The following is a 20012-nucleotide window of genomic DNA, read 5'->3' on the forward strand; positions in this document are numbered from 1 at the left end:
ACCTTTTCTGGGAGAAGAACATGGCAGGTGATGCACATTACGAGGTAGACGGGTCTGTTGCCGTCATCACGATCAACAACCCACCGGTCAACGCCTTCGGATTCGACGTTCGGCGCGGCGTCATCGACGCCATGGATCGCGCCGAAGCCGATTCAGCCGTTACCGGTGTGGTTCTGACCGGCGGTGGCCGGACTTTCAGCGGCGGCGCCGACATCACCGAGTTCGGCAAGACGCCGCGTGAACCATCACTTGCGGATGTAAACACCCGCTGCGAAACCATGAGCAAACCGGTAGTCGCAGCCATTCACGGCTTTGCCTTTGGCGGCGGGCTTGAAGTTTCGCTGTCCTGCCACGGCCGGATTGCGACGGCGGATGTCAAGCTTGGATTGCCCGAAGTCAAACTCGGCCTCATTCCAGGCGCCGGAGGCACCCAGCGACTGCCTCGCCTGATCGGTCCGGAAGCCGCGCTTGACGTCATTGTTCCTGGCAATCCGGTTTCCGCCGGGAAAGCCCTGAAGGTCGGCATTCTCGATCGCATTGCAGACAACGACCTTCTGGAAGACGCCAAGGCATTCGTGCGGGATCTTGCAGCCGGAGGCATGCCGACGGCGCTGCGGGATCGCGAAGACAAGCTGGAAGCGGCGCGCCAGGATCCATCTGGCTTCGATGCACATGCCGCCAAGCTGACCAGGAAAGCGAAAGGGCTCGAAGCGCCGCATGCCTGCGTCCGCGCGGTGCGTCTGGCAATCGACACGCCCTTCGAGGAGGGGCTTGCAAAGGAACGCGACATCTTCATCGAGCTGATGAATGGAGAGCAGTCGAAAGCGCAGCGGCACCTGTTCTTCGCCGAGCGCGAGGCCAACAAGGTGCCCGGAATCGGCAAGGACGTGCGCCCGCGTGCTGTGAAGACCGCTGCCGTCATCGGCGCCGGAACCATGGGCGGCGGCATTGCCATGGCGCTGGCCAATGGCGGCATCCCTGTTACCATCCTCGAAATGAGCCAGGAAGCGATCGACCGCGGCATGGCCGTCATCCGACGCAACTACGATACCTCGGTCAAACGCGGCTCGATTTCGGAAGCCGTGCGCGACGAAAGGCTGGCACGGCTTAGCACCACAACAAGCTACGAAGATATTGCAGACTGCGACCTGGTCATTGAAGCCGTGTTTGAGGAAATGTCGGTCAAGAAGGATGTCTTCGGCAAGCTGGACGAGGTGATGAAGCCGGGAGCGGTGCTGGCCAGCAACACCTCCTATCTGGATGTTGATGATATCGGCCAGATGACAAAGCGGCCTGCGGATGTTCTCGGCATGCATTTCTTCTCGCCTGCCAATGTGATGAAACTGCTGGAGATCGTCCGCGGCAAGGAAACCGCGCCGGATGTGATCGCCACGGCGCTGGCGCTCGGCAAGCAGATCGGCAAGGTGCCGGTTGTCGTCGGTGTCTGCCACGGCTTTGTCGGCAACCGCATGCTGTCGGCGCGCTCGTCGGAAAACGAGCCGCTGCTGCTCGAGGGCGCCTCGCCGTCCGATGTCGACAAGGCATTTCTCGATTTCGGCTTCTCCATGGGACCCTTTGCAATGGGCGACCTTGCCGGGCTCGACATCGGCTGGCGCAACCGCAAATCGCTCGGACAGACCGCCGTGATCTTCGATGCGCTGTGTGAGGAGGGCCGCTTCGGCCAGAAAACCGGCAAGGGGTTTTACAGCTACGAAGACGGTCCGCGCGATGCCAAGCCGGATCCGTGGGTTGACGGGCTGATCGCGGAGAAGGCCAAGGAACTCGGCGTCAACCGCCGCAGCATCGATGCCACCGAGATCATCGAACGCACCATCTACCCGATGATCAACGAGGGGGCACGGATCCTTGAGGAAGGCATTGCGCTGAGGCCCTCCGACATCGACATCGTCTGGATCAACGGCTATGCCTTCCCCGTCGGCAAGGGCGGCCCCATGTTCTGGGCCGAACAGGCGGGGCTGGCTCACATTGTCGAGCGGCTTGAATACTGGCATGGCAAGACCGGCAATGCGGTGTTCGAACCGGCAGCACTCTTGCGCAAGGCCGCGCAGTCGGGTCAATCGCTGGCGGCAGCGATGGCGGACAAGGACGGCCAGGCATGACTGCCGGGCGTCATGCCTGGGAGAAGTCCTATCCGGACAACATGAGATGGGATTCGCCGATCGTGACGGCGACTCTTCCGGCGCTGCTGGACGAGGCCGTTGCCGATTGTCCGGATCAGACCGTGCTCGGATTCCGCGACTGGTCGATGAGCTATGCCGGCTTGCGGGACGAGGCGGAAGCCTTTGCCTCGGCGCTGATGGCGGCGGGCCTTGCCAAGGACCAGACCGTCGCCCTGTTCCTGCCCAACACGCCCTACCATCCGATCACGTTCTTCGGCGCCTTGAAGGCCGGCGCGCGGCTTGCACACATGTCACCGCTCGACGCGCCACGGGAACTGGCGCACAAGCTCACCGATTCGGGCGCCCGCACCATCGTCACCACCAATCTCGCCGGCATGCTCGAGGGCGCGATCAAGCTGATGGAGGCCGGACTGGCCGACCGCGTCATTGTCGGCGACGATGCCCGCTTCGGTGGCGACATTCCGACGCGCGAAGCCATTCCCGAGCGGGACGACGTGGTCAGGCTGGATGTCTTCTGTGCCGACGCACAGGCTCCGTCGGCCTGGCCGGAGATTGATGAAGGCGACATAGCGCTGCTGCAATATACCGGAGGCACCACCGGCCCCGCCAAGGGAGCGATGCTGACCCACACCAATCTGACCGCCGCCGTGGCCAGTTACGACGTCTGGTTCGAAGCGCTCTACGGCAGTGCAGGGCCGCGTGAAAAGGTCCTCTGCGTCCTGCCGCTGTTTCACATCTATGCGCTCACGACAGTCCTGTTGCTGTGCGTCAAGCGGCGGGGCGAAATCGTGCTACACTTGCGGTTCGACCCGACACAGGTGCTCAGCGATATCCAGTCGAAGCAGATCACCTCATTCCCGGGCGTGCCGACAATGTGGATAGCGCTTGCCAACCATCCTGAGCTGATGAAGACCGACCTTTCCTCGCTCAAGCGCTGCTCGTCGGGTGGCGCGCCCCTGCCCGTCGAGGTCGGGCAACGCTTCGAGGGACTGACCGGCCAGCGCCTGGCAGGAGGCTGGGGCATGACGGAAACGTCGCCTGCGGGAACCAACCTGCTTCCCTTTGGCGAAGCCAAGCCCGGTTCCATTGGCATGCCGCTGCCCGGTGTCGAGCTGCAGATCGTTTCGCTGGAGGATCCGCACCAGGTGCTTTCGGCCGGCGAAGTCGGCGAATTGCGCGTCCGCGGCAAGAATGTGACAGCCGGATACTGGAACCAGCCGGAGGAAAACGAGGCGGCCTTTGCCGACGGGTTCTTCCTCACCGGCGATGTCGGCTACATGGCCGAGGACGGCTATTTCTACATTGTCGACCGCAAGAAGGACATGATCCTGTCGAGCGGCTTCAACGTCTACCCGCAGATGATCGAACAGGCAATCTACGAGCATCCGGCTGTCGGCGAATGCATCGTGATCGGAATCGCTGACGAATACCGCGGCGAAGCCGCAAAGGCGTTCATCACGCTGAAGCCGGGAGCAGAGCCATTCACGCTGGAAGAGCTTGTCACCTTTCTGGAGGACCGGATCGGGCGTCACGAATTGCCCGCGGCGCTCGAGTTCAGAGACGAGCTTCCGAAGACTTCCGTCGGCAAGTTGTCGCGCAAGGAGTTGCGCGACATGGAGAAAGGCAAATTATCAGCCGCCGAGTGACGAAAAACACCAGACACAATGAAGGAAAATACAATGCAGGATGCAGTCATCGTTTCAACCGCACGCACGCCGATCGGCAAGGCCTTCCGGGGCGGGCTGAATGACACCGACGGCGCGACACTCGGCGCCCATGCGATCAAGCACGCCGTAGAGCGGGCCGGGATCGAACCGGGCGAAGTCGAAGACGTGATCATGGGCTGCGCCTTGCAGCAGGGCACGACCGGCGGCAATGTTGCCCGCCAGGCCCTTGTGCGCGCCGGCTTGCCGGTCACGGTATCCGGCGCCACCATCGACCGGCAATGCTCCTCGGGCCTGCAGGCAATTGCCGTTGCCTCCCGCTCGATCCAGCTCGACGGCGTTCCGGTGGCGATTGGCGGCGGGCTTGAATCGGTCAGCTTGGTGCAAAACGAGCACATGAATGCGTTTCACCGCCATGACCGCTGGCTGATGCAGCACAAGCCCGACATCTACATGCCGATGATCGATACAGCCGAGACCGTCGGCAAGCGCTACGGCATCAGCCGTGACGCCCAGGACCAGTATGCACTGGAAAGCCAGCGGCGCACCGCCGCGGCTATGGAAGCGGGCCGCTTTGACGCGGAAATCGTGCCGATCAGCACGACCATGGCGGTGATGGACAAGGTGACCAAAGAGGTCTCCTACAAGGAAGTGACGATCGAGGCCGACGAAGGTCCGCGGCCGCAGACAACGCTGGACGCACTGGCGGGCCTCGCCCCGGTGCGCGGCGAAGGCGCACTGATCACGGCCGGCAATGCCAGCCAGCTATCGGACGGCGCCTCGGCCTGTGTGGTCATGAACGCCAAGCTCGCCGAACAGAAGGGCCTTGAAGCAATGGGAGCACTGCGCGGCTTCGTGGTCGCAGGCACCGAACCCGACGAGATGGGAATCGGTCCGGTTTTCGCCATTCCGCGCCTGCTGGAGCGCGCGGGCCTGAAGATAGGCGACATCGGACTTTGGGAACTCAACGAGGCCTTTGCGGTGCAGGTTATCTACTGCCGAGACAAGCTGGGCATTGATCCGGAGAAGCTCAACGTCAACGGCGGCAGCATTGCGGTTGGCCATCCCTACGGCATGACCGGCGCCCGGCTCTCAGGCCATGTGCTGATCGAAGGCAAGCGGCGCGGCGCCAAATACGGTGTCGTGACCATGTGTGTGGGCGGCGGCATGGGTGCTGCCGGTCTTTTCGAGATTTTCTGAGGAGCCAGGCGATGGATTTGAGATTTACAGAGGACGAGCTGGCGTTTCGCGACGAGGTCCGCAGCTTTTTCCGGCAGGCGCTTCCTGCCAGCATTCGCGACAACATTGTCGCCGGGCGCCACACCAGCAAGGAAGAGCTGGTCACGTGGACGCGGATCCTGCACGACAAGGGGTGGGCGGTGCCACACTGGCCGGTCGAGCATGGCGGCACCGGATGGAGCCCGATCAAGCAATACATCTATCTCGAGGAAATGAGCCAGGCCCCGGCGCCGGCGCCGCTGGCGTTTGGCGTCAACATGGTGGGCCCTGTGATCTACACTTTCGGCAGCGAGGCTCAGAAGAACCGCTTCCTGCCGCGTATCGCGACGCTGGAAGACTGGTGGTGCCAGGGCTTCTCCGAACCCGGCTCGGGCTCGGACCTCGCATCGCTGAAAACCCGCGCCGTGCGTGACGGCGATCACTACATCGTCAATGGCCAAAAGACCTGGACCACGCTGGCCCAGTATGCCGACTGGATCTTCTGCCTGGTGCGCACCGATCCGGAGGCCCGCAAGCAGTCCGGCATCTCGTTCCTGCTGGTCGACATGAAGACGCCCGGCATCACCGTACGCCCGATCCAGACCATCGACGGCGGCCACGAGGTCAATGAGGTGTTCTTCGACGATGTCCGGGTTCCGGTCGAAAACCTGGTCGGCGAGGAGAACAAGGGCTGGAACTATGCGAAGTTCCTGCTCGGCAACGAGCGCGTCAACATTGCCCGCGTCGGTGTCTCGAAGGAGCGCATCCGGCGGATCAAGGAGCTGGCGGCAAAACAGCGTGTGGGAGGCGAGCGCATGATCGACCAGCCGGAATTTCGCGAAAAGGTGGCTGCGGTCGAGGTGCGCCTGAAAGCGCTCGAGATGACCCAGCTGCGGGTGCTTGCCGGTGAGGCGAAACGCGAGAAAGGCACCCAGGACCCGGCCAGTTCCATTCTGAAGATCAAGGGCTCGGAGATCCAGCAGGCAACGACCGAGCTGCTGATGGATGTCGTCGGCCCCTATGCCATGCCCTACCAGCCGGAGGAGGCGATCGATGGCCGCAACGAGCCGGATATCGGTCCGGACTGGGCCTCGACCATAGCGCCGGCCTATTTCAATACGCGCAAGGTCTCGATCTACGGCGGGTCCAACGAGATCCAGAAGAACATCATCGCCAAGGCCATTCTCGGGCTTTAGCACGAAAGAGTATCCGGGCCCCGGCAGCGGCGCCCCCAATTCGACACCGGGCCGCCGGCAAGTCGGGAGAACGACACAATGGATTTTGACCTTTCCGAAGAACAGACCATGCTCAAGGACAGCGTGGAGCGGCTGCTCGCGGACCAGTACGGTTTCGAGGCGCGCAAGAAGCACGGCGCCGGCAAGGCCGGCTACAGCGACAGGATGTGGCAGCAATATGCGGAACTCGGCCTTCTGGCCCTGCCTTTCGCCGAGGAGGATGGCGGCATCGGCGGTGGTGCCACCGAAACCATGCTCGTGATGGAGGCCTTCGGGAAGGCGCTGATCCTCGAGCCGTATTTTGCCAGCATCATCCTCGCCGGCGGCGTGCTGCGGCATGCCGGCAATGGCGAGCAAAAGGCAGCACTCATCCCGGCGATGGCCGAAGGCGGGCTGAAGATTGCTTTCGCCTGCGCCGAACCGCAGGGCCGCTATGATCTGTTCGATGTCGAGACCACCGCCAGAAAGGACGGCGATGGATGGGTGATCGACGGCAAGAAGGCACTGGTGCTGCACGGTGACAGCGCAGACAAGCTGATCGTGTCCGCGCGGACATCTGGAAACGCGCGCGATGAAGACGGGATCTCGCTGTTCATCATCGATGCCGACGCCGAGGGCGTGTCGCGCAACGGCTACCCGACACAGGACGGGTTGCGCGCCGCCGAGATCACGCTGCAGTCGGTCAAGGCTGGTCCGGACGCGCTGATCGGCAGCAAGGGGACAGCCTGGCCGGTGATCTCGCGAGTCGCCGACGAAGCCATCGCCGCGCTGTGCGCCGAAGCCGTCGGGTGCTTCGAGAAGATGCACGAGCTTACGCTCGAGTACCTGAAGACCCGCAGCCAGTTCGGCACCACCATCGGCTCGTTCCAGGCGCTGCAGCACCGGGCGGTCGACATGTTTGTCGAGCTCGAACAGTCCCGCTCGATGACGATGTACGCCAGCATGCTGGCAACGGGTGACGATGCGGTCGAACGGGCCAGAGCTGTGTCGGCGGCGAAGGTTCAGATCGGCGAGTCCGCGAAGATTATCGGCCGCGAGGCTGTGCAGCTGCATGGCGGTGTCGGGATGACCATGGAATATGCCATCGGTCACTACTTCAAGCGCACCACCATGCTCGACATTCTCTTCGGAGACGCCAACCACCACCTCAAACGGCTTGCGCAACTGGACGGCCTGATCCGGGAAGACAGTTGAGGGGTCGAGCCACGGTAGCTGGGAGGACACCGCGCTATGGATGCATCAATGCCATTCTCGCTTGAAGGCAAGATTGCCGTCATCACCGGTTCAAGCCGCGGCATAGGCCGGGCGACGGCTGAAACCATGGCGCGGCTCGGCGCCAAGGTCGTCGTCTCCAGCCGCACCGCCGAAGCCTGCGAACCGGTGGCCAAAGCCATCCGCGCCGAAGGTGGCGAGGCGGCTGTCGTGGCCTGCAACATCTCGCGCAAAGGCGAGGTCGAAGGTCTCATCGCCAGCACGGAAAAACTCTACGGCGCCCCGGATATCCTTGTCTGCAACGCCGCCGTCAATCCGGTCTATGGTCCGCTTGCAGAGCTGTCGGACGAAGCCTTCGACAAGATCATGGGCTCGAACGTCAAGAGCAACCTCTGGCTCTGCAACCGGGTGATTCCGGCGATGAAGCAGAAAGGCGGCGGCGCCATTGTCATCGTCTCCTCGATTGCCGGGATCCAGGGCAATTCGGTGATCGGCGGCTACGGCATTTCGAAAGCCGCCGATTTTGCCCTGGCGCGCAACCTGGCTGTTGAACACGGCCCCGACAATGTGCGGGTCAACTGCATCGCTCCGGGGCTGGTGAAAACCGATTTTGCCCGCGCCCTGTGGGAAGACGAGGACAATCTGAATCAGCGCACAGGGACCACGCCGCTCAGGCGGATCGGCCTGCCCGAGGAAATCGGCCCGGTCGCCGCGTTCCTCGCGTCTGCTGCCGCCAGCTTCATCACCGGACAAGTCATTGTCGCCGATGGCGGCGTCACCATCGCCTGAACCGCCCCTGAAAGGAACACACCATGCCTGATCAAATGCAGCGGATCGTGCTTGCCAAGCGCCCCGAAGGCCAACCCACCCGGGAGAATTTCCGTCTCGAGACCGTGGCAATGCCATCGCCCGGCGAGGGCGAAGTGTTACTCAAGGTCCTTTATATGTCGCTCGATCCCTATATGCGCGGTCGGATGGATGACGCCAAATCCTATTCGGCGCCAGTGGCAATCGACGAACAGATGGGCGGTGGAGCAGTCGGCGAGGTCATTGAAAGCCGCTCCTCGCGATTCAATCCCGGCGACATTGCCATGGGCATGTTCGGCTGGGGCAGCCATGGAGTGGTTGCAGCCAGCGAGCTGAGAAAGATCGATGCCGGTGTGGCGCCGGTTTCCACCTCGCTTGGCGTGCTCGGCATGCCAGGATTTACCGGCTGGTACGGTTTCAACGAAATCGGCAAGCCGAAGGCCGGCGAAACGCTGGTCGTGGGCGCTGCTACCGGTCCGGTTGGGTCAATGGTCGGCCAATTGGCCAAGCAGAAAGGCCTTCGTGCCATCGGTATTGCCGGCGGGGCAGACAAATGCGCCTATGCGGTCGAAGAGCTCGGTTTTGATGCCTGCATCGATCACCGTGCCACAAGCGACGCCAAGGCGCTGCGCAAGGAGCTTTCCGAGGCCTGCCCGGACGGGATCGACATCTATTTCGAAAACATCGCCGGCATGACGCTTGAAGCAGTGTTGCCGATGATGAATGTCGGCGGACGGATTCCGCTGTGTGGCATGATCGCCTGGTACAATTCCGGCGCGCTCGGTGCCGGGGAAACATCCGGTCCTGATCGCCTGCCCAAGGCCTGGCGGACCATCCTCGTCAACCGGCTGACGGTGGGCGGTTTCATCATCTCCGATCACTTCGACCGCTTCGCCGATTTCCTCGCAGAGGTCGGCCCTCTTGTTGGCAACGGCAAGATCGCCTATCGCGAGGACGTGACCGAGGGGCTGGAGAACGCACCTGATGCCTTCATCCGCATGCTCGGCGGCAAGAACTTCGGCAAGACGATCGTAAAGGTTGGCGACGCCGGGTGATCTGCCTTTGAGACCACGAAAGCACCGCCCCGGGTGAGACAATGCGTCGGGGCCGGTGTGGTTGCTGACCGCCAAGGCGCCTTTAATGGGTGGCCGAATCTGAGAGCATGTTAAGAACGAGCACACCGGCGACGATCAGTGCAATGCCGATATAGGCATAAAGGTCCAGCTTCTGGCCAAACAGCACGATGCCGAAGAGCGTGACCAGTGCCACTCCGGCCCCGGACCAAATCGCATAGGCGATGCCGACCGGAACGGTCTTGAGAACGATCGCAAGCAGGTAGAGCGAGATGGCGTAACCGATGATCGAGATGCTGCCATAGTCCCATCTGGTAAAGCCCTCGGAAGCCTTGAGCGCAGTGGTGGCGATGACTTCGCCAAAGATTGCCATACCAAGAAACAGCCAAGGCATCTCATTGCCCTCCTTTGCCGGGGTGTGAATTCAGGACTGTCGGCCAGTGCCAAGGGTTTCCAGAAATTGCAGGATCTCGTGGCGCACGGTGGCAACCGAATCCGGGCCGCCACCGAGGTCCGACAACCACAACCCGTCAGCGGCAAGGCGCATGCACCGCGCCACCGGTGACTGGTCGGTCGCCTGGTGCTCTCGCAACTGCGCCTCAACCCAGCTGGTCCACCGGGCGCAAAAATGCGGATCGGAACTGAGCATCAGGATCAGCACCGCCAGCCGCTTCTCCGAGGGCACCGACATGTCGATTTGCGCGATCACCTGGAGGTAGGCTCGTGAGAACCGGGCCGGGCGGGTCTCGTCCGGATCAATGGCCGCTTCCACCTGACCGCCGAACCAATCGACGACCATCTCGAACAGCCCGCCGATCAGAGCATCCTTTGAACTGTAATGATGCAGCAAGCCACCCTTGCTGACACCGGCTTCCCGCGCCACGCCGTCCAGCGTAAGCGCCGGAAGCCCGTGCTCAACGATCAACTGAGCGGCGCAGTCCAGGAGCCTGAGCCGCAGCGCCGCCGGATTGTTCTTGCGTTGAAGCCGTGTCATCATACTTGAAACATACCGTCTGGACGGTTTTTTTCAAACTGATTCCTGACGGGCAAGACCGACTTGCAATCTCCATTGCAAATTGTAGGATGAATAGGCAGAGATCACACACCCACGGGCGATACGCGCCTCTTGACTTGGCATTAATGCCTTCGCTATCCTTGATTTGTCCAACAATTTGGAAATCTCATTGTGATTGACCTGCCGCCCAAATCGGACAACCAGACCGAAAGTGCCGTCGCGAACGGTGTCGCAGAAAAAGGGACGGGTAGCCAGCAGACGAAAGCTTCGGCGGTTGATGAACTGGTCGACCATATCCGCACACTGATTTCCGAGGACGGGCTGAAGGTCGGCGACAGCCTGCCGACCGAGAAAGAGCTGTGCGAGCGCTTTGATGCCGGCCGCAACACGGTGCGCGAGGCCATGCGCATCCTCAAGTCCTATGGTGTGGTCAAGGTCCGCCCGAAAGTCGGCGCGGTGCTGATCGACGAACGCATGGCCCGCGCATTCGACCTTTTCGCCTTCAACACACTCGAAGTCTCGCGCGAGACATTTGTCGACATCCAGGGATTTCGCGGCCTGCTTGAGGTCGCCTCGTTCGAACTGCTGTTCGACAGGATCACGCCGGATGACATCGCCGAGCTTCACCAGGTAAACAAGGAACTCCTCGACGCCAATTCAGCCATGGAGGCCGCGGAGATCGATTTCCGCTTTCACACCCGTCTGGTGTCGGTGATCGGCAACAAGGCTATCCTCGACGTCTACAAGATCATGAAGCCGGTGATCCTGAAAATCATGCTGAAGGCGAAAACGGTCAAGACCTTCTCGACCGTCACATACTCGGAGCATGCAGAGGTTCTCGAGACGCTGGAGCGGCGGGACCGGACGGCCTATCAGTACAAGATGAAATCCCATCTCGACGCGGGCTTCCGGAATTTCGAGGCTGCGAAACCGGCTGAGCAAGCCCCGCGCGAGAGGTAGACGGAGATGTCGGGGGAGATGGTCGCTGCATATCGCGCCAGCTGGCAGGGTGACCATGAAGGGAAGAGTTAATGACCGGTCCGGAGGTGGTCCTGCTCAGCGAGCCGACGCGGGGCATCATGTCGGCACACCGCTGTCGCACAACCTGTAGAGCAGGTGTTCGCGGCTTGAGCCGAGCGGCAATTGCTCTCAGTGCAGCAGCGTCGACATATTCGTTTTGTAACGAAACAAAGGGCTGCTAACACAGCTTGCCCCGACGCTGCTGCCCGTCAACATCTGATCGTCAGCATCTGATCGATCGGGCTCCCGGAAAGCGGACAACAGACAACCGGCAACGGGCAAATTTAGGTGCACGCCAAACGGCATTGGAGAGGTAGATGTCAAGCAAGGACAAACCCGCAAAACTGCGTTCGCAATTGTGGTTCGACAATCCGGAGAACCGGGAAATGACCGCGCTCTATGTAGAGCGCTACGTCAATTACGGCCTCACCCGCGACGAGTTGCAATCGGGAAAGCCCATCATTGCCATCGCCCAGACGGGCTCGGACCTGTCCCCGTGCAACCGCCATCACATCGAGCTTGCGAAGCGCATCCGCGACGGCATCATCGCCAATGGCGGCGTTCCACTCGAAGTGCCAGTGCATCCCATCCAGGAAACGGGCAAGCGCCCCACGGCGATGCTCGACAGGAACCTTGCCTATCTGAGCCTGGTGGAATCGCTTTACGGCTATCCGCTCGACGGTGTGGTGCTGACCATCGGCTGCGACAAGACCACCCCTGCCCTGCTGATGGCCGCGGCAACCGTCAACATTCCGGCAATCGCGTTTTCGGTCGGCCCGATGCTGAACGGCTATTTCCGCGGCGAGAGGACCGGTTCAGGCACGATCGTCTGGAAGGCCCGCGAGCTTCACGCCGAAGGCAAGATCGACGACGAGCAGTTTGCCGAGCTGGTGACCTCGTCGGCGCCTTCGGTCGGCTATTGCAACACCATGGGTACGGCCACGACGATGAACTCGCTGGCCGAAGCGCTGGGCATGCAGCTGCCGGGATCGGCCGCCATTCCGGCGCCCTATCGCGAACGCGGCCAGATGGCCTATGCCACGGGAAAACGCATCGTCGACATGGTGCGCGAAGATCTCAAGCCCTCCGACATCATGACCCGCGAAGCCTTCGAGAATGTCATCGTCACCAACTCGGCTCTCGGCGGCTCGACCAACGCACCCATCCACATGGTTGCCGTTGCCCGGCACATCGGCGTCGAGCTCACCAATGACGACTGGCAAAACCTTGGACACCACGTGCCGCTGCTGACCAATCTGCAGCCGGCAGGCACCTATCTGGGTGAGGATTTTCACCGCGCCGGCGGCGTCCCCGCTGTCATCGCCGAATTGCTCAAGGCCAATCTGCTGCCGCATCCCGGCGCCCTGACCGCGAACGGCCGCAGCATCGGCGAGAACTGCGCCGATCGCGAGACCGAGAATCCGGACGTGATCCGCCCGATCTCTGGGGCGCTGATGCAGGATGCAGGTTTCCTCAATCTCAAGGGCAACCTGTTCGACAGCGCCATCATGAAGACCTCGGTGATCTCGGACGCCTTCCGCAAGCGCTACCTGTCCAACCCCGATGACTTGGAGGCATTCGAAGGCACTGCCGTGGTGTTTGACGGGCCCGAGCACTACAACCGGGTGATCGATGACCCGAGCCTTGGCGTCGATGAAAACTCGATCCTGGTCATGCGTGGGGCCGGACCGCTGGGGTACCCGGGCGGCGCTGAAGTGGTCAACATGCGCCCGCCAAGCTATCTCTTAAACAAGGGCGTGTCCGCCCTGCCCTGTATCGGTGACGGCCGCCAGTCGGGAACATCGGCCTCGCCTTCCATCCTCAATGCCTCGCCGGAAGCTGCTGCCGGCGGCGGGCTCGCGCTGTTGCGCAATGGCGACCGGATCCGGATCGATCTGAGCAAAAGCCGCGTCGATGCCCTGGTGCCCAGTGAAGAATGGGCCAAGCGCGCAGAGGACCTGGCGGCTTCGGGCGGCTACCAGCTTCCGGCGAGCCAGACACCCTGGCAGAAATATTTCCGCGAACTGGCTGAACCCTTCGCGGAGGGCATGGTGTTGCGTGGCGCCGACGAATTCCAGCGCGTCGCTCAGAAATCGGTTCCGCGCGACAACCACTGATCCGGCGGCCCGCCGGCTCCTTGCAGCACCCCTGGCGCAAACGCTGCGTCCGGGGTGCGTCTGAATGAAGCCTGAGGATCTCCACCGCACCCTTGCTGTGCACGCGATTTGTTACCCTGCCGGGCTTTACCGGACCGGGGAGTTCATATACGTGCACGCACTAACATGTTAGCAACAACCAACTGGCGAATTCTCCATGACCAACCCGATCTTCGGCCTTTCTGCAGCTTTGGTGACACCCTATTCGGCGTCTGGCGAAGTTGACCTTGCAAAGCTTGCCAAACATGCGGGCAGCTTGCTGGCGCGCGGCTGCGACGGCGTCACCCTGTGTGGCACAACCGGCGAAGGCTTCGGGCTGACGCTCGACGAGCGCAAGGCGATGTTCGACGCGGTAGCCAAGACGATGCCGGCAGGTACCCCCATACACGTTGGCATCATGGCGCCTGCCATTGACGACGCCGTTGCCCAATCCATTGCGGCACTTGACGCAGGTGCCGCGGGGCTCTTGATGGCACCGCCCTTCTTCATGAAGGGCACGGATGAGGACGGTCTCTTCAACTGGTTCAACCAGGTGTTCATGCGCATTGGCGACAGGCTCCGTGGCGTCATCATGTATCATATTCCCGGCCAGACCGCGGTTGCGCTGTCGCCCGACCTGATCGCCCGGCTGCGCAAGGCCTGGCCCGGTATCATCACCGGCATCAAGGATTCATCCGGCGACTGGGCGACGGCGGAACGTTTCCTCGCCGGCCATGGCGACATCTCGGTGCTGGTGGGTGACGAACGATTGCTGCCGCGCGCCATGGCAAAGGGGGCGGAAGGTTCGATCTGCGGGCTCGCCAACATCGCACCGGAGCTGCTTGCCCCGGTGATCCATTCGAAAGACGAGGGCCGTGTGCTCATCGAACTGACAAATCTGGTTGTCTCCAATCCGATCATCCCCGCGGTCAAACTGCTTGCCGGACATCTTGCCGATGACAACGGATTTGATGCCGTGCGCCCGCCACTGACGCAACTGAGCCCGGAGCAGAAATCGGATCTGCTTCAAGCCTTCGACGCCATCATGGCAAACGCCTGAGGAACAGAAATGAGCTCGCTGCCTATATCGCACAAGGACGGTGAACCGCTCAAACTGCGCGAGCAGGCCTATGAGGGCTATACCAGAAGCCTGCTCGCGCAGGAGATCAAGCCGGGCCAGTTCATCACCCAGCGGCAGCTGGTGGAGATCACCGGCTATCCGCTCGGCGCCATTCGCGAGCTGGTGCCGCGGCTGGAAGCCGAAGGTCTGATCCGCACCGCGCCGCAGCGCGGCATGCAGGTGCCGCAGGTGGATCTCAATCTGGTACGCAACGCCTATCAGTTTCGCGAGTTCATCGAGGTCGCCGCCGTGCGGCTTTTTGCGATTAGCGCCGATCCCGATCTGGTTGCAAGCCTGCGGGCCAGTCACGAAGGTATCCTCGAGCGGTTCGAACGCGGCGACGAAGAGGGGCTGATGCAGGATGCGGAAGCAGTCGATCTGCAGCTGCACGAAGCCATCATCGATGGGCTCGGCAACGACATCATAGCCCAGGCCTACCGGGTCAACTGGATCAAGATCCGGCTGATCCGGCTTGCCGAGACCCGGCTTTACGTGCCGATGATCCCCTCGGTGATCGGCGACCACATGGCCATCATCAAGGCGCTTGAAGCCCGCGATCCCGAGGCTGCGGCGAAAGCCATGCAGACCCATATCGAGGTTGCGCGGCGGCGTGCCATCAACATGGAATAACTGGTCGGCGAACCACCGGCCGGCTTCCTCTTGGTCTTACTGATAATCCTGCTTGGGAGACGCCTGCTGCAGCCGCGTCACTTCGGCCTCGGCCCGATCGAGATCGGCTGCGGTGGTGATCTTGAAATTGGCCTCCGCGCCCTCGACGATAGTGACTTCCATACCCGCGGTACGGGCCACTGCCACATCGTCATGAGCCTCGCCTGCATGGTCGCGGTGGGCTGCGAGGATGCGGTCGAAATGAAACCCCTGCGGCGTCTGGGCCCGCCAGAGGCCTTCGCGGGAGACCGGTGCGATGGCATGATTTCCCTGAGCGCTCCAGAGAGCATCCACCACCGGCAGCGCGGCGAAGGCGCCCTCGGCCTCGTTCAGAGCTTCGAGTACGGCCTCGATAACCGATGCGGGCACGAAGGGCCGCGCCGCGTCGTGAACAAGAACCTTGCGGGTATTGGTTCCAGCAAAGGATTCCAGACCCAGGCGAACCGACTCCGCCCGCGTGCTGCCGCCATGCACTGGCGCGAGCAGCCGCCGGTCATCGAGCCCCGCAAGGGCCTGCTCACAAAGATGCTGATCATCGGGATGGATGACAACGCGCAGCAGATCAATTGCATCCAACGCCAGAAACGCCTCAACGGAGCGGCGCAGCGAGCTGACGCCGCCGATGGGAAGAAACTGCTTCGGGATCTCGCCACCCAGGCGGTGGCCGCGGCCGGCAGCGACGATCAGCACGGAATTCGACATGGCGCCTGCACTAAACCAGCAGCAACGGAACTGCAATCATAGTTGCCGGTGGGGCCGCGACAGAGGGACATGAGAGCTCTCAGTCAAGCCGATGGCCCCTGTTGCACAGAACTGCGGCAGATTTCGATCTGCCGTGTCCACCCGCACACATGAAACCGGCCCCGATCTGTTGCTTGGACAGGTGGGGCCGGCCTGATGATGAACGTGCTGCCAGGGGGTTCAGCCTAAGTCGTCCGGCAGCAGCTCGGCAGGCATGTTCTGGTAACAAACCGGGCGCAGAAAGCGGCGGATCGACAGCGTTCCGACCGAGGTGGCGCCGAAATTTGTCGAGGCGGGATAGGGGCCGCCGTGGACCATCGAGTCGGCCACTTCCACACCGGTGGGGAAGCCGTTGGCGAGAACCCGGCCGGCCTTGCGCTCGAGCACCGGCATCAGCGCACGACCCAGCTCGCTGTCACCCTTGTCGAGATGCAGGGTGCAGGTAAGCTGACCGGCGAGGCTTTTTGCAATCTTCTGCATCTCGTCAAAATCGGCAGCCCGGACGACCAGACCAAGCGGGCCGAAGACTTCCTCGCCCAGCACTTCATTGTCGAGCCATTCCTTGCCGGTGGTGGCGAACAGATACGGCGTGGCATTGCGCATGTCGCAGGTCGAGGTCAGCAGTTCCCGAACACCGGTAACACCTGCAACCCGGTCACGGCCGGCGCGGTAGGCTTCAGCGATGCCATCGGTCAGCATGGTCTGGGCGCCGATGGGAGCGAGAGCTTCGGTGGCCGCTTCGACGAAGGCATCGGCTTCCGCGCTGTCGATGATGACGGCAATGCCCGGATTGGTGCAGAACTGGCCCGCTCCCATGGTCAGCGATCCGGCCCAGCCCTTTGCAATCTCCCCGCCGCGCGCCTTGACGGCCTCGGGCAGCAGGAACATCGGGTTGACCGAGCCGAGCTCACCGAAGAACGGGATCGGCTCTGGACGCTGAGCACAGAGGTCAAACAGCGCGCGGCCACCGGCGAGCGAGCCGGTGAAACCGACAGCCTTGATCAGCGGGTGCTGGACCAGGCTCTGGCCGACATCGCGCTTGCCGCCCTGGATCAGCGAGAAGATGCCGGGGTGCATGCCGAGCTTCTTGATCGCCGCATCGACGGCCTGAGCGACGATCTCGCCGGTGCCGGGATGGGCGGAATGGCCCTTGACTACGACCGGGCAGCCTGCCGCCAATGCAGCCGCGGTGTCGCCGCCGGCGGTGGAAAAGGCGAGCGGGAAATTCGACGCGCCGAAGACGGCAACCGGGCCGATCGGGCGCTGGATCATGCGCAGATCCGGGCGCGGCAGCGGCGCGCGATCAGGCAGCGCCTCGTCATGGCGGCGATCGAGATAATCACCCTTCTCGATATGGCTGGCAAACAGCCTGAGCTGGCCGGTGGTGCGGCCACGCTCGCCCTGCAGACGGGCTTCGGGAAGACCCGATTCCGATGTGCCGATGGCGGTGATTTCTTCGCCGCGCGCCTCAATCTCGTCGGCAATGGCGTTGAGCAGGGCAGCGCGCTCGGCGCGGCTGGAATAGCCGAAGCTCCAGAAAGCCTCTTCCGCAGCCTTGGCTGCCGCATCCACGTGAGCGGGCGTGCCGACCGAGAAATCGTGCGCCTCGCCATGGGCCGGTTCGCTCTTGAAGGTGGTGTCGCCGGCAACCCAGTTTCCGGCAATCAGATGTTTTCCAGTCAGCATGTCATGTTCCAGTCAGATAAGGTTTCGCGCGGCGAGGTTCCGCATAAAAGAGGCAAGACCGAATGTCCATTCCGGGCATTGTGTCGACAGTCGCACCGTGTTGGTCAGGCTGCCAAGCCGAGGTGATGCAATTGTGACGACATCGCCGATCTTGTGGGTGAAGCCTTCACCCGGCGTGTTCCTGTCCTGCGTCGGAGCGAACAGCGTGCCCAGGAACAGCACCAACCCGTCGGGGTATTGGTGATGGCGGCCGAGCGTCTGGGCCACCAGATCGGCGGGATCACGGCTGATTTCCTTCATCGAGGAATGCCCCTCGAGGACATAACCGTCTTCGCCGGTCACGGTCAAATCGAGCTCGGCCTGGCGCACGTCGTCGAGCGTGAAAGTCTTGTCGAACAGGCGGATCATCGGGCCGATGGAACAGCTTGCATTGTTGTCCTTGGCCTTGCCCAGAAGCAACGCCGAGCGGCCTTCGACATCGCGCAGATTGACATCGTTGCCCAATGATGCGCCGACAATTGTGCCTTTCGAGGACACCGCGAGCACGATCTCCGGCTCGGGATTGTTCCATTTCGACACCGGGTGCAGGCCGACCTCGGCGCCGGGGCCGACCGACGACAGAACCTGCGCCTTGGTGAACACTTCCGCGTCCGGACCGATGCCGACTTCGAGATACTGGCTCCACAGCCCTTCAATGAGCAGTGCCGCCTTGACCTGTGCGGCCTGAGGCGAGCCGGCCTTGATGTTGCGCAGCGAGCCGCCGATGATATCGCCGACCCGGGTGCGGATCTCGAGCGCCTTTTTCGGGTCGCCTGCGGCCTTCTCCTCGATCACCCGCTCGACCATAGATGAGGCGAAGGTCACGCCGCAAGCCTTGACCGCCTGCAGGTCGCAGGGCGCCAGGAAGTGCGGCCTGCCCCTATCGCCTGCATTGCCGGCAATCTCCGCAAGCTCGCCGACCACGGTGCCTTCCGCATTGCGGACATAGCCCGCCGGATCCGCCATCTCGCAGATATCACGCACCGTCGGCGCCTGTTTCGAGGTGATGTCGAAAACCGATCCGTCACGGATGGTGACGACGGACGGTCCCCGGGCTTCCGGCGACCAGATGCGGCCCAGGAAAACACCATCCGCAGGCAGATTGAAATCGGTCATGGAACAGCTCCTCCCAGAAGCATTACGTCGCGGCTCCTGTTTCGATTACAGCGCCACGCATCTAATCGGATGCGCAAATGTCGCTGTAACACTTTGAAATGATGCATGTACGTTATCGTTCAAATGAATCCATTTGAACGCGACATGCATTAGATTGGCCTCACCCGCAACCCCGGGAACGCGACAATGACGCCGGAACCCGGCGCCACTGACACTGCCGGATCTGCCGCCGCGGCGGCGCCATGCCGCCGATCCCGGCTTAGGTCAGGCCCTGCCGACTTTCTGACGCTGCTGACCCAGGCCCTCGATTCCGAGTTCCATGGTCTCGCCGCCCTTCAAGTAGGTCGGCGGCTTCTGGCCCATGCCGACGCCGGGAGGGGTGCCGGTGGAGATCACGTCGCCTGGCTGCAGGCTCATGAACTGGCTGACATAATGGACCAGATGCTGGACGCCGAAGACCATGGTGCTGGTGGACCCATCCTGATAGCGGTGGCCATCGACTTCAAGCCACATCCTGAGGTCCTGCGGATCGGCAACCTCGTCGCGCGTTACCAGCCAGGGGCCAATCGGTCCGAAGGTGTCGCAGCCCTTGCCCTTGTCCCAGGTGCCGCAGCGTTCAATCTGGAACTCGCGCTCGGACACGTCATTGATGACGCAGTAGCCGGCGACATGATCGAGCGCGTCCGCCTCGTCGATATAGACGCCGCCCTTGCCGATGACGATGCCAAGCTCGACTTCCCAATCGGTCTTGACCGAGTTGCGCGGGATCAAGACCGTGTCGTTGGGGCCGCAGACGGCACTGGTGGCCTTCATGAAGATCACCGGCTCCTTGGGCACATCGAGGCCACTTTCGGCCGCGTGGTCGGAGTAATTGAGCCCGATACAGATGAACTTTCCGATCTGGCCGACGCAAGGGCCGATACGGCCGGCTTCGAGCTCCGGCAATGTCGCCGGATCGATTGCGGCGATCTTGCCGAGCGTTTCGGGCAGCAGGGTGTCTCCGGCAATGTCGCCGACCACGGACGAGAGATCGCGGGCCTTGCCATCGGCATCAAGAATGGCTGGTTTTTCCTGTCCGGGGGCGCCGACGCGAAGCAGTTTCATGATTGTATTCCTTGTCT

Annotated in this window: 17 protein-coding genes; 11 read left to right on the top strand and 6 right to left on the bottom strand. The window is 62.3% G+C overall.

The features are described 5' to 3' along the window. The first annotated feature begins 20 nt into the window (after positions 1–20). The 7 genes from CRO46_RS16685 to CRO46_RS16715 all read left to right on the top strand — a co-directional run bounded on the left by CRO46_RS16685 (position 21) and on the right by CRO46_RS16715 (position 9332). A complete protein-coding gene (locus CRO46_RS16685; protein WP_097108930.1) occupies positions 21–2120 on the top strand; it encodes a 3-hydroxyacyl-CoA dehydrogenase NAD-binding domain-containing protein in 2100 nt (699 codons plus the stop codon). Further along, on the top strand, positions 2117–3787 hold the full coding sequence (gene pimA / locus CRO46_RS16690) for a dicarboxylate--CoA ligase PimA (RefSeq protein ID WP_097108931.1): 1671 nt from the start codon (positions 2117–2119) through the stop codon (positions 3785–3787). Before CRO46_RS16685 ends, pimA begins: the two co-directional genes overlap by 4 nt. A 33-nt stretch (positions 3788–3820) precedes the next feature. Next, positions 3821–5005 (top strand): acetyl-CoA C-acyltransferase, encoded by a 1185-nt coding sequence (locus CRO46_RS16695; protein ID WP_097108932.1) that lies wholly within the window; start codon positions 3821–3823, stop codon positions 5003–5005. Between the two features lie 11 nt (positions 5006–5016). Beyond that, positions 5017–6219 (top strand): pimeloyl-CoA dehydrogenase large subunit, encoded by a 1203-nt coding sequence (pimC, locus tag CRO46_RS16700; protein ID WP_097108933.1) that lies wholly within the window; start codon positions 5017–5019, stop codon positions 6217–6219. 78 nt (positions 6220–6297) lie between these two features. Continuing rightward, the gene (locus tag CRO46_RS16705; RefSeq protein ID WP_097108934.1) at positions 6298–7452 is read left to right on the top strand and encodes an acyl-CoA dehydrogenase family protein; all 1155 of its coding nucleotides are present in this window, start codon (positions 6298–6300) and stop codon (positions 7450–7452) included. 36 nt (positions 7453–7488) lie between these two features. Then, entirely contained in the window at positions 7489–8259 is a 771-nt protein-coding gene (locus CRO46_RS16710) for an SDR family NAD(P)-dependent oxidoreductase (RefSeq protein ID WP_097108935.1), read from the top strand. A 23-nt stretch (positions 8260–8282) separates the two neighbouring features. Further along, positions 8283–9332 carry an NADP-dependent oxidoreductase gene (locus tag CRO46_RS16715; protein ID WP_097108936.1) on the top strand — a complete coding sequence of 350 codons (1050 nt, stop codon included), beginning with the start codon at positions 8283–8285 and terminating at the stop codon, positions 9330–9332. Between the two features lie 82 nt (positions 9333–9414). Here CRO46_RS16715 and CRO46_RS16720 read toward each other — a convergent pair whose 3' ends face one another. Beyond that, entirely contained in the window at positions 9415–9744 is a 330-nt protein-coding gene (locus CRO46_RS16720) for a DMT family transporter (protein ID WP_097108937.1), read from the bottom strand. A 30-nt stretch (positions 9745–9774) separates the two neighbouring features. Next, positions 9775–10347, bottom strand: a complete 573-nt coding sequence (locus CRO46_RS16725) for a TetR/AcrR family transcriptional regulator (RefSeq protein WP_097108938.1) — start codon at positions 10345–10347, stop codon at positions 9775–9777. A gap of 189 nt (positions 10348–10536) precedes the next feature. Here CRO46_RS16725 and CRO46_RS16730 point away from each other — a divergent pair, with 189 nt between their 5' ends. The 4 genes from CRO46_RS16730 (at position 10537) to CRO46_RS16745 (ending at position 15270) form a co-directional block, all read left to right on the top strand. Beyond that, positions 10537–11325, top strand: coding sequence for a FadR/GntR family transcriptional regulator (locus CRO46_RS16730; protein ID WP_097108939.1), 789 nt, complete (start codon positions 10537–10539; stop codon positions 11323–11325). Between the two features lie 377 nt (positions 11326–11702). Beyond that, positions 11703–13502 (top strand): IlvD/Edd family dehydratase, encoded by a 1800-nt coding sequence (locus CRO46_RS16735; RefSeq protein ID WP_097108940.1) that lies wholly within the window; start codon positions 11703–11705, stop codon positions 13500–13502. A 196-nt stretch (positions 13503–13698) separates the two neighbouring features. Then, complete coding sequence (locus tag CRO46_RS16740; protein ID WP_097108941.1) at positions 13699–14580, top strand: dihydrodipicolinate synthase family protein; 882 nt, start codon at positions 13699–13701, stop codon at positions 14578–14580. Positions 14581–14589: 9 nt separating this feature from the next. After that, on the top strand, positions 14590–15270 hold the full coding sequence (locus tag CRO46_RS16745) for a GntR family transcriptional regulator (protein ID WP_097108942.1): 681 nt from the start codon (positions 14590–14592) through the stop codon (positions 15268–15270). A gap of 36 nt (positions 15271–15306) precedes the next feature. Here CRO46_RS16745 and ispD read toward each other — a convergent pair whose 3' ends face one another. The 4 genes from ispD to CRO46_RS16765 all read right to left on the bottom strand — a co-directional run bounded on the left by ispD (position 15307) and on the right by CRO46_RS16765 (position 19995). Beyond that, complete coding sequence (gene ispD / locus CRO46_RS16750; RefSeq protein WP_097108943.1) at positions 15307–16011, bottom strand: 2-C-methyl-D-erythritol 4-phosphate cytidylyltransferase; 705 nt, start codon at positions 16009–16011, stop codon at positions 15307–15309. Between the two features lie 219 nt (positions 16012–16230). Beyond that, positions 16231–17736 (bottom strand): aldehyde dehydrogenase (NADP(+)), encoded by a 1506-nt coding sequence (locus CRO46_RS16755; protein ID WP_097108944.1) that lies wholly within the window; start codon positions 17734–17736, stop codon positions 16231–16233. 12 nt (positions 17737–17748) lie between these two features. Beyond that, positions 17749–18891 (bottom strand): fumarylacetoacetate hydrolase family protein, encoded by a 1143-nt coding sequence (locus CRO46_RS16760; protein ID WP_097108945.1) that lies wholly within the window; start codon positions 18889–18891, stop codon positions 17749–17751. A gap of 264 nt (positions 18892–19155) precedes the next feature. Continuing rightward, entirely contained in the window at positions 19156–19995 is an 840-nt protein-coding gene (locus tag CRO46_RS16765) for a fumarylacetoacetate hydrolase family protein (protein WP_097108946.1), read from the bottom strand. Positions 19996–20012: the final 17 nt, after the last annotated feature.

It is taken from the genome of Parahoeflea halophila (assembly GCF_900220985.1).
Taxonomy (GTDB): domain Bacteria; phylum Pseudomonadota; class Alphaproteobacteria; order Rhizobiales; family Rhizobiaceae; genus Hoeflea; species Hoeflea halophila.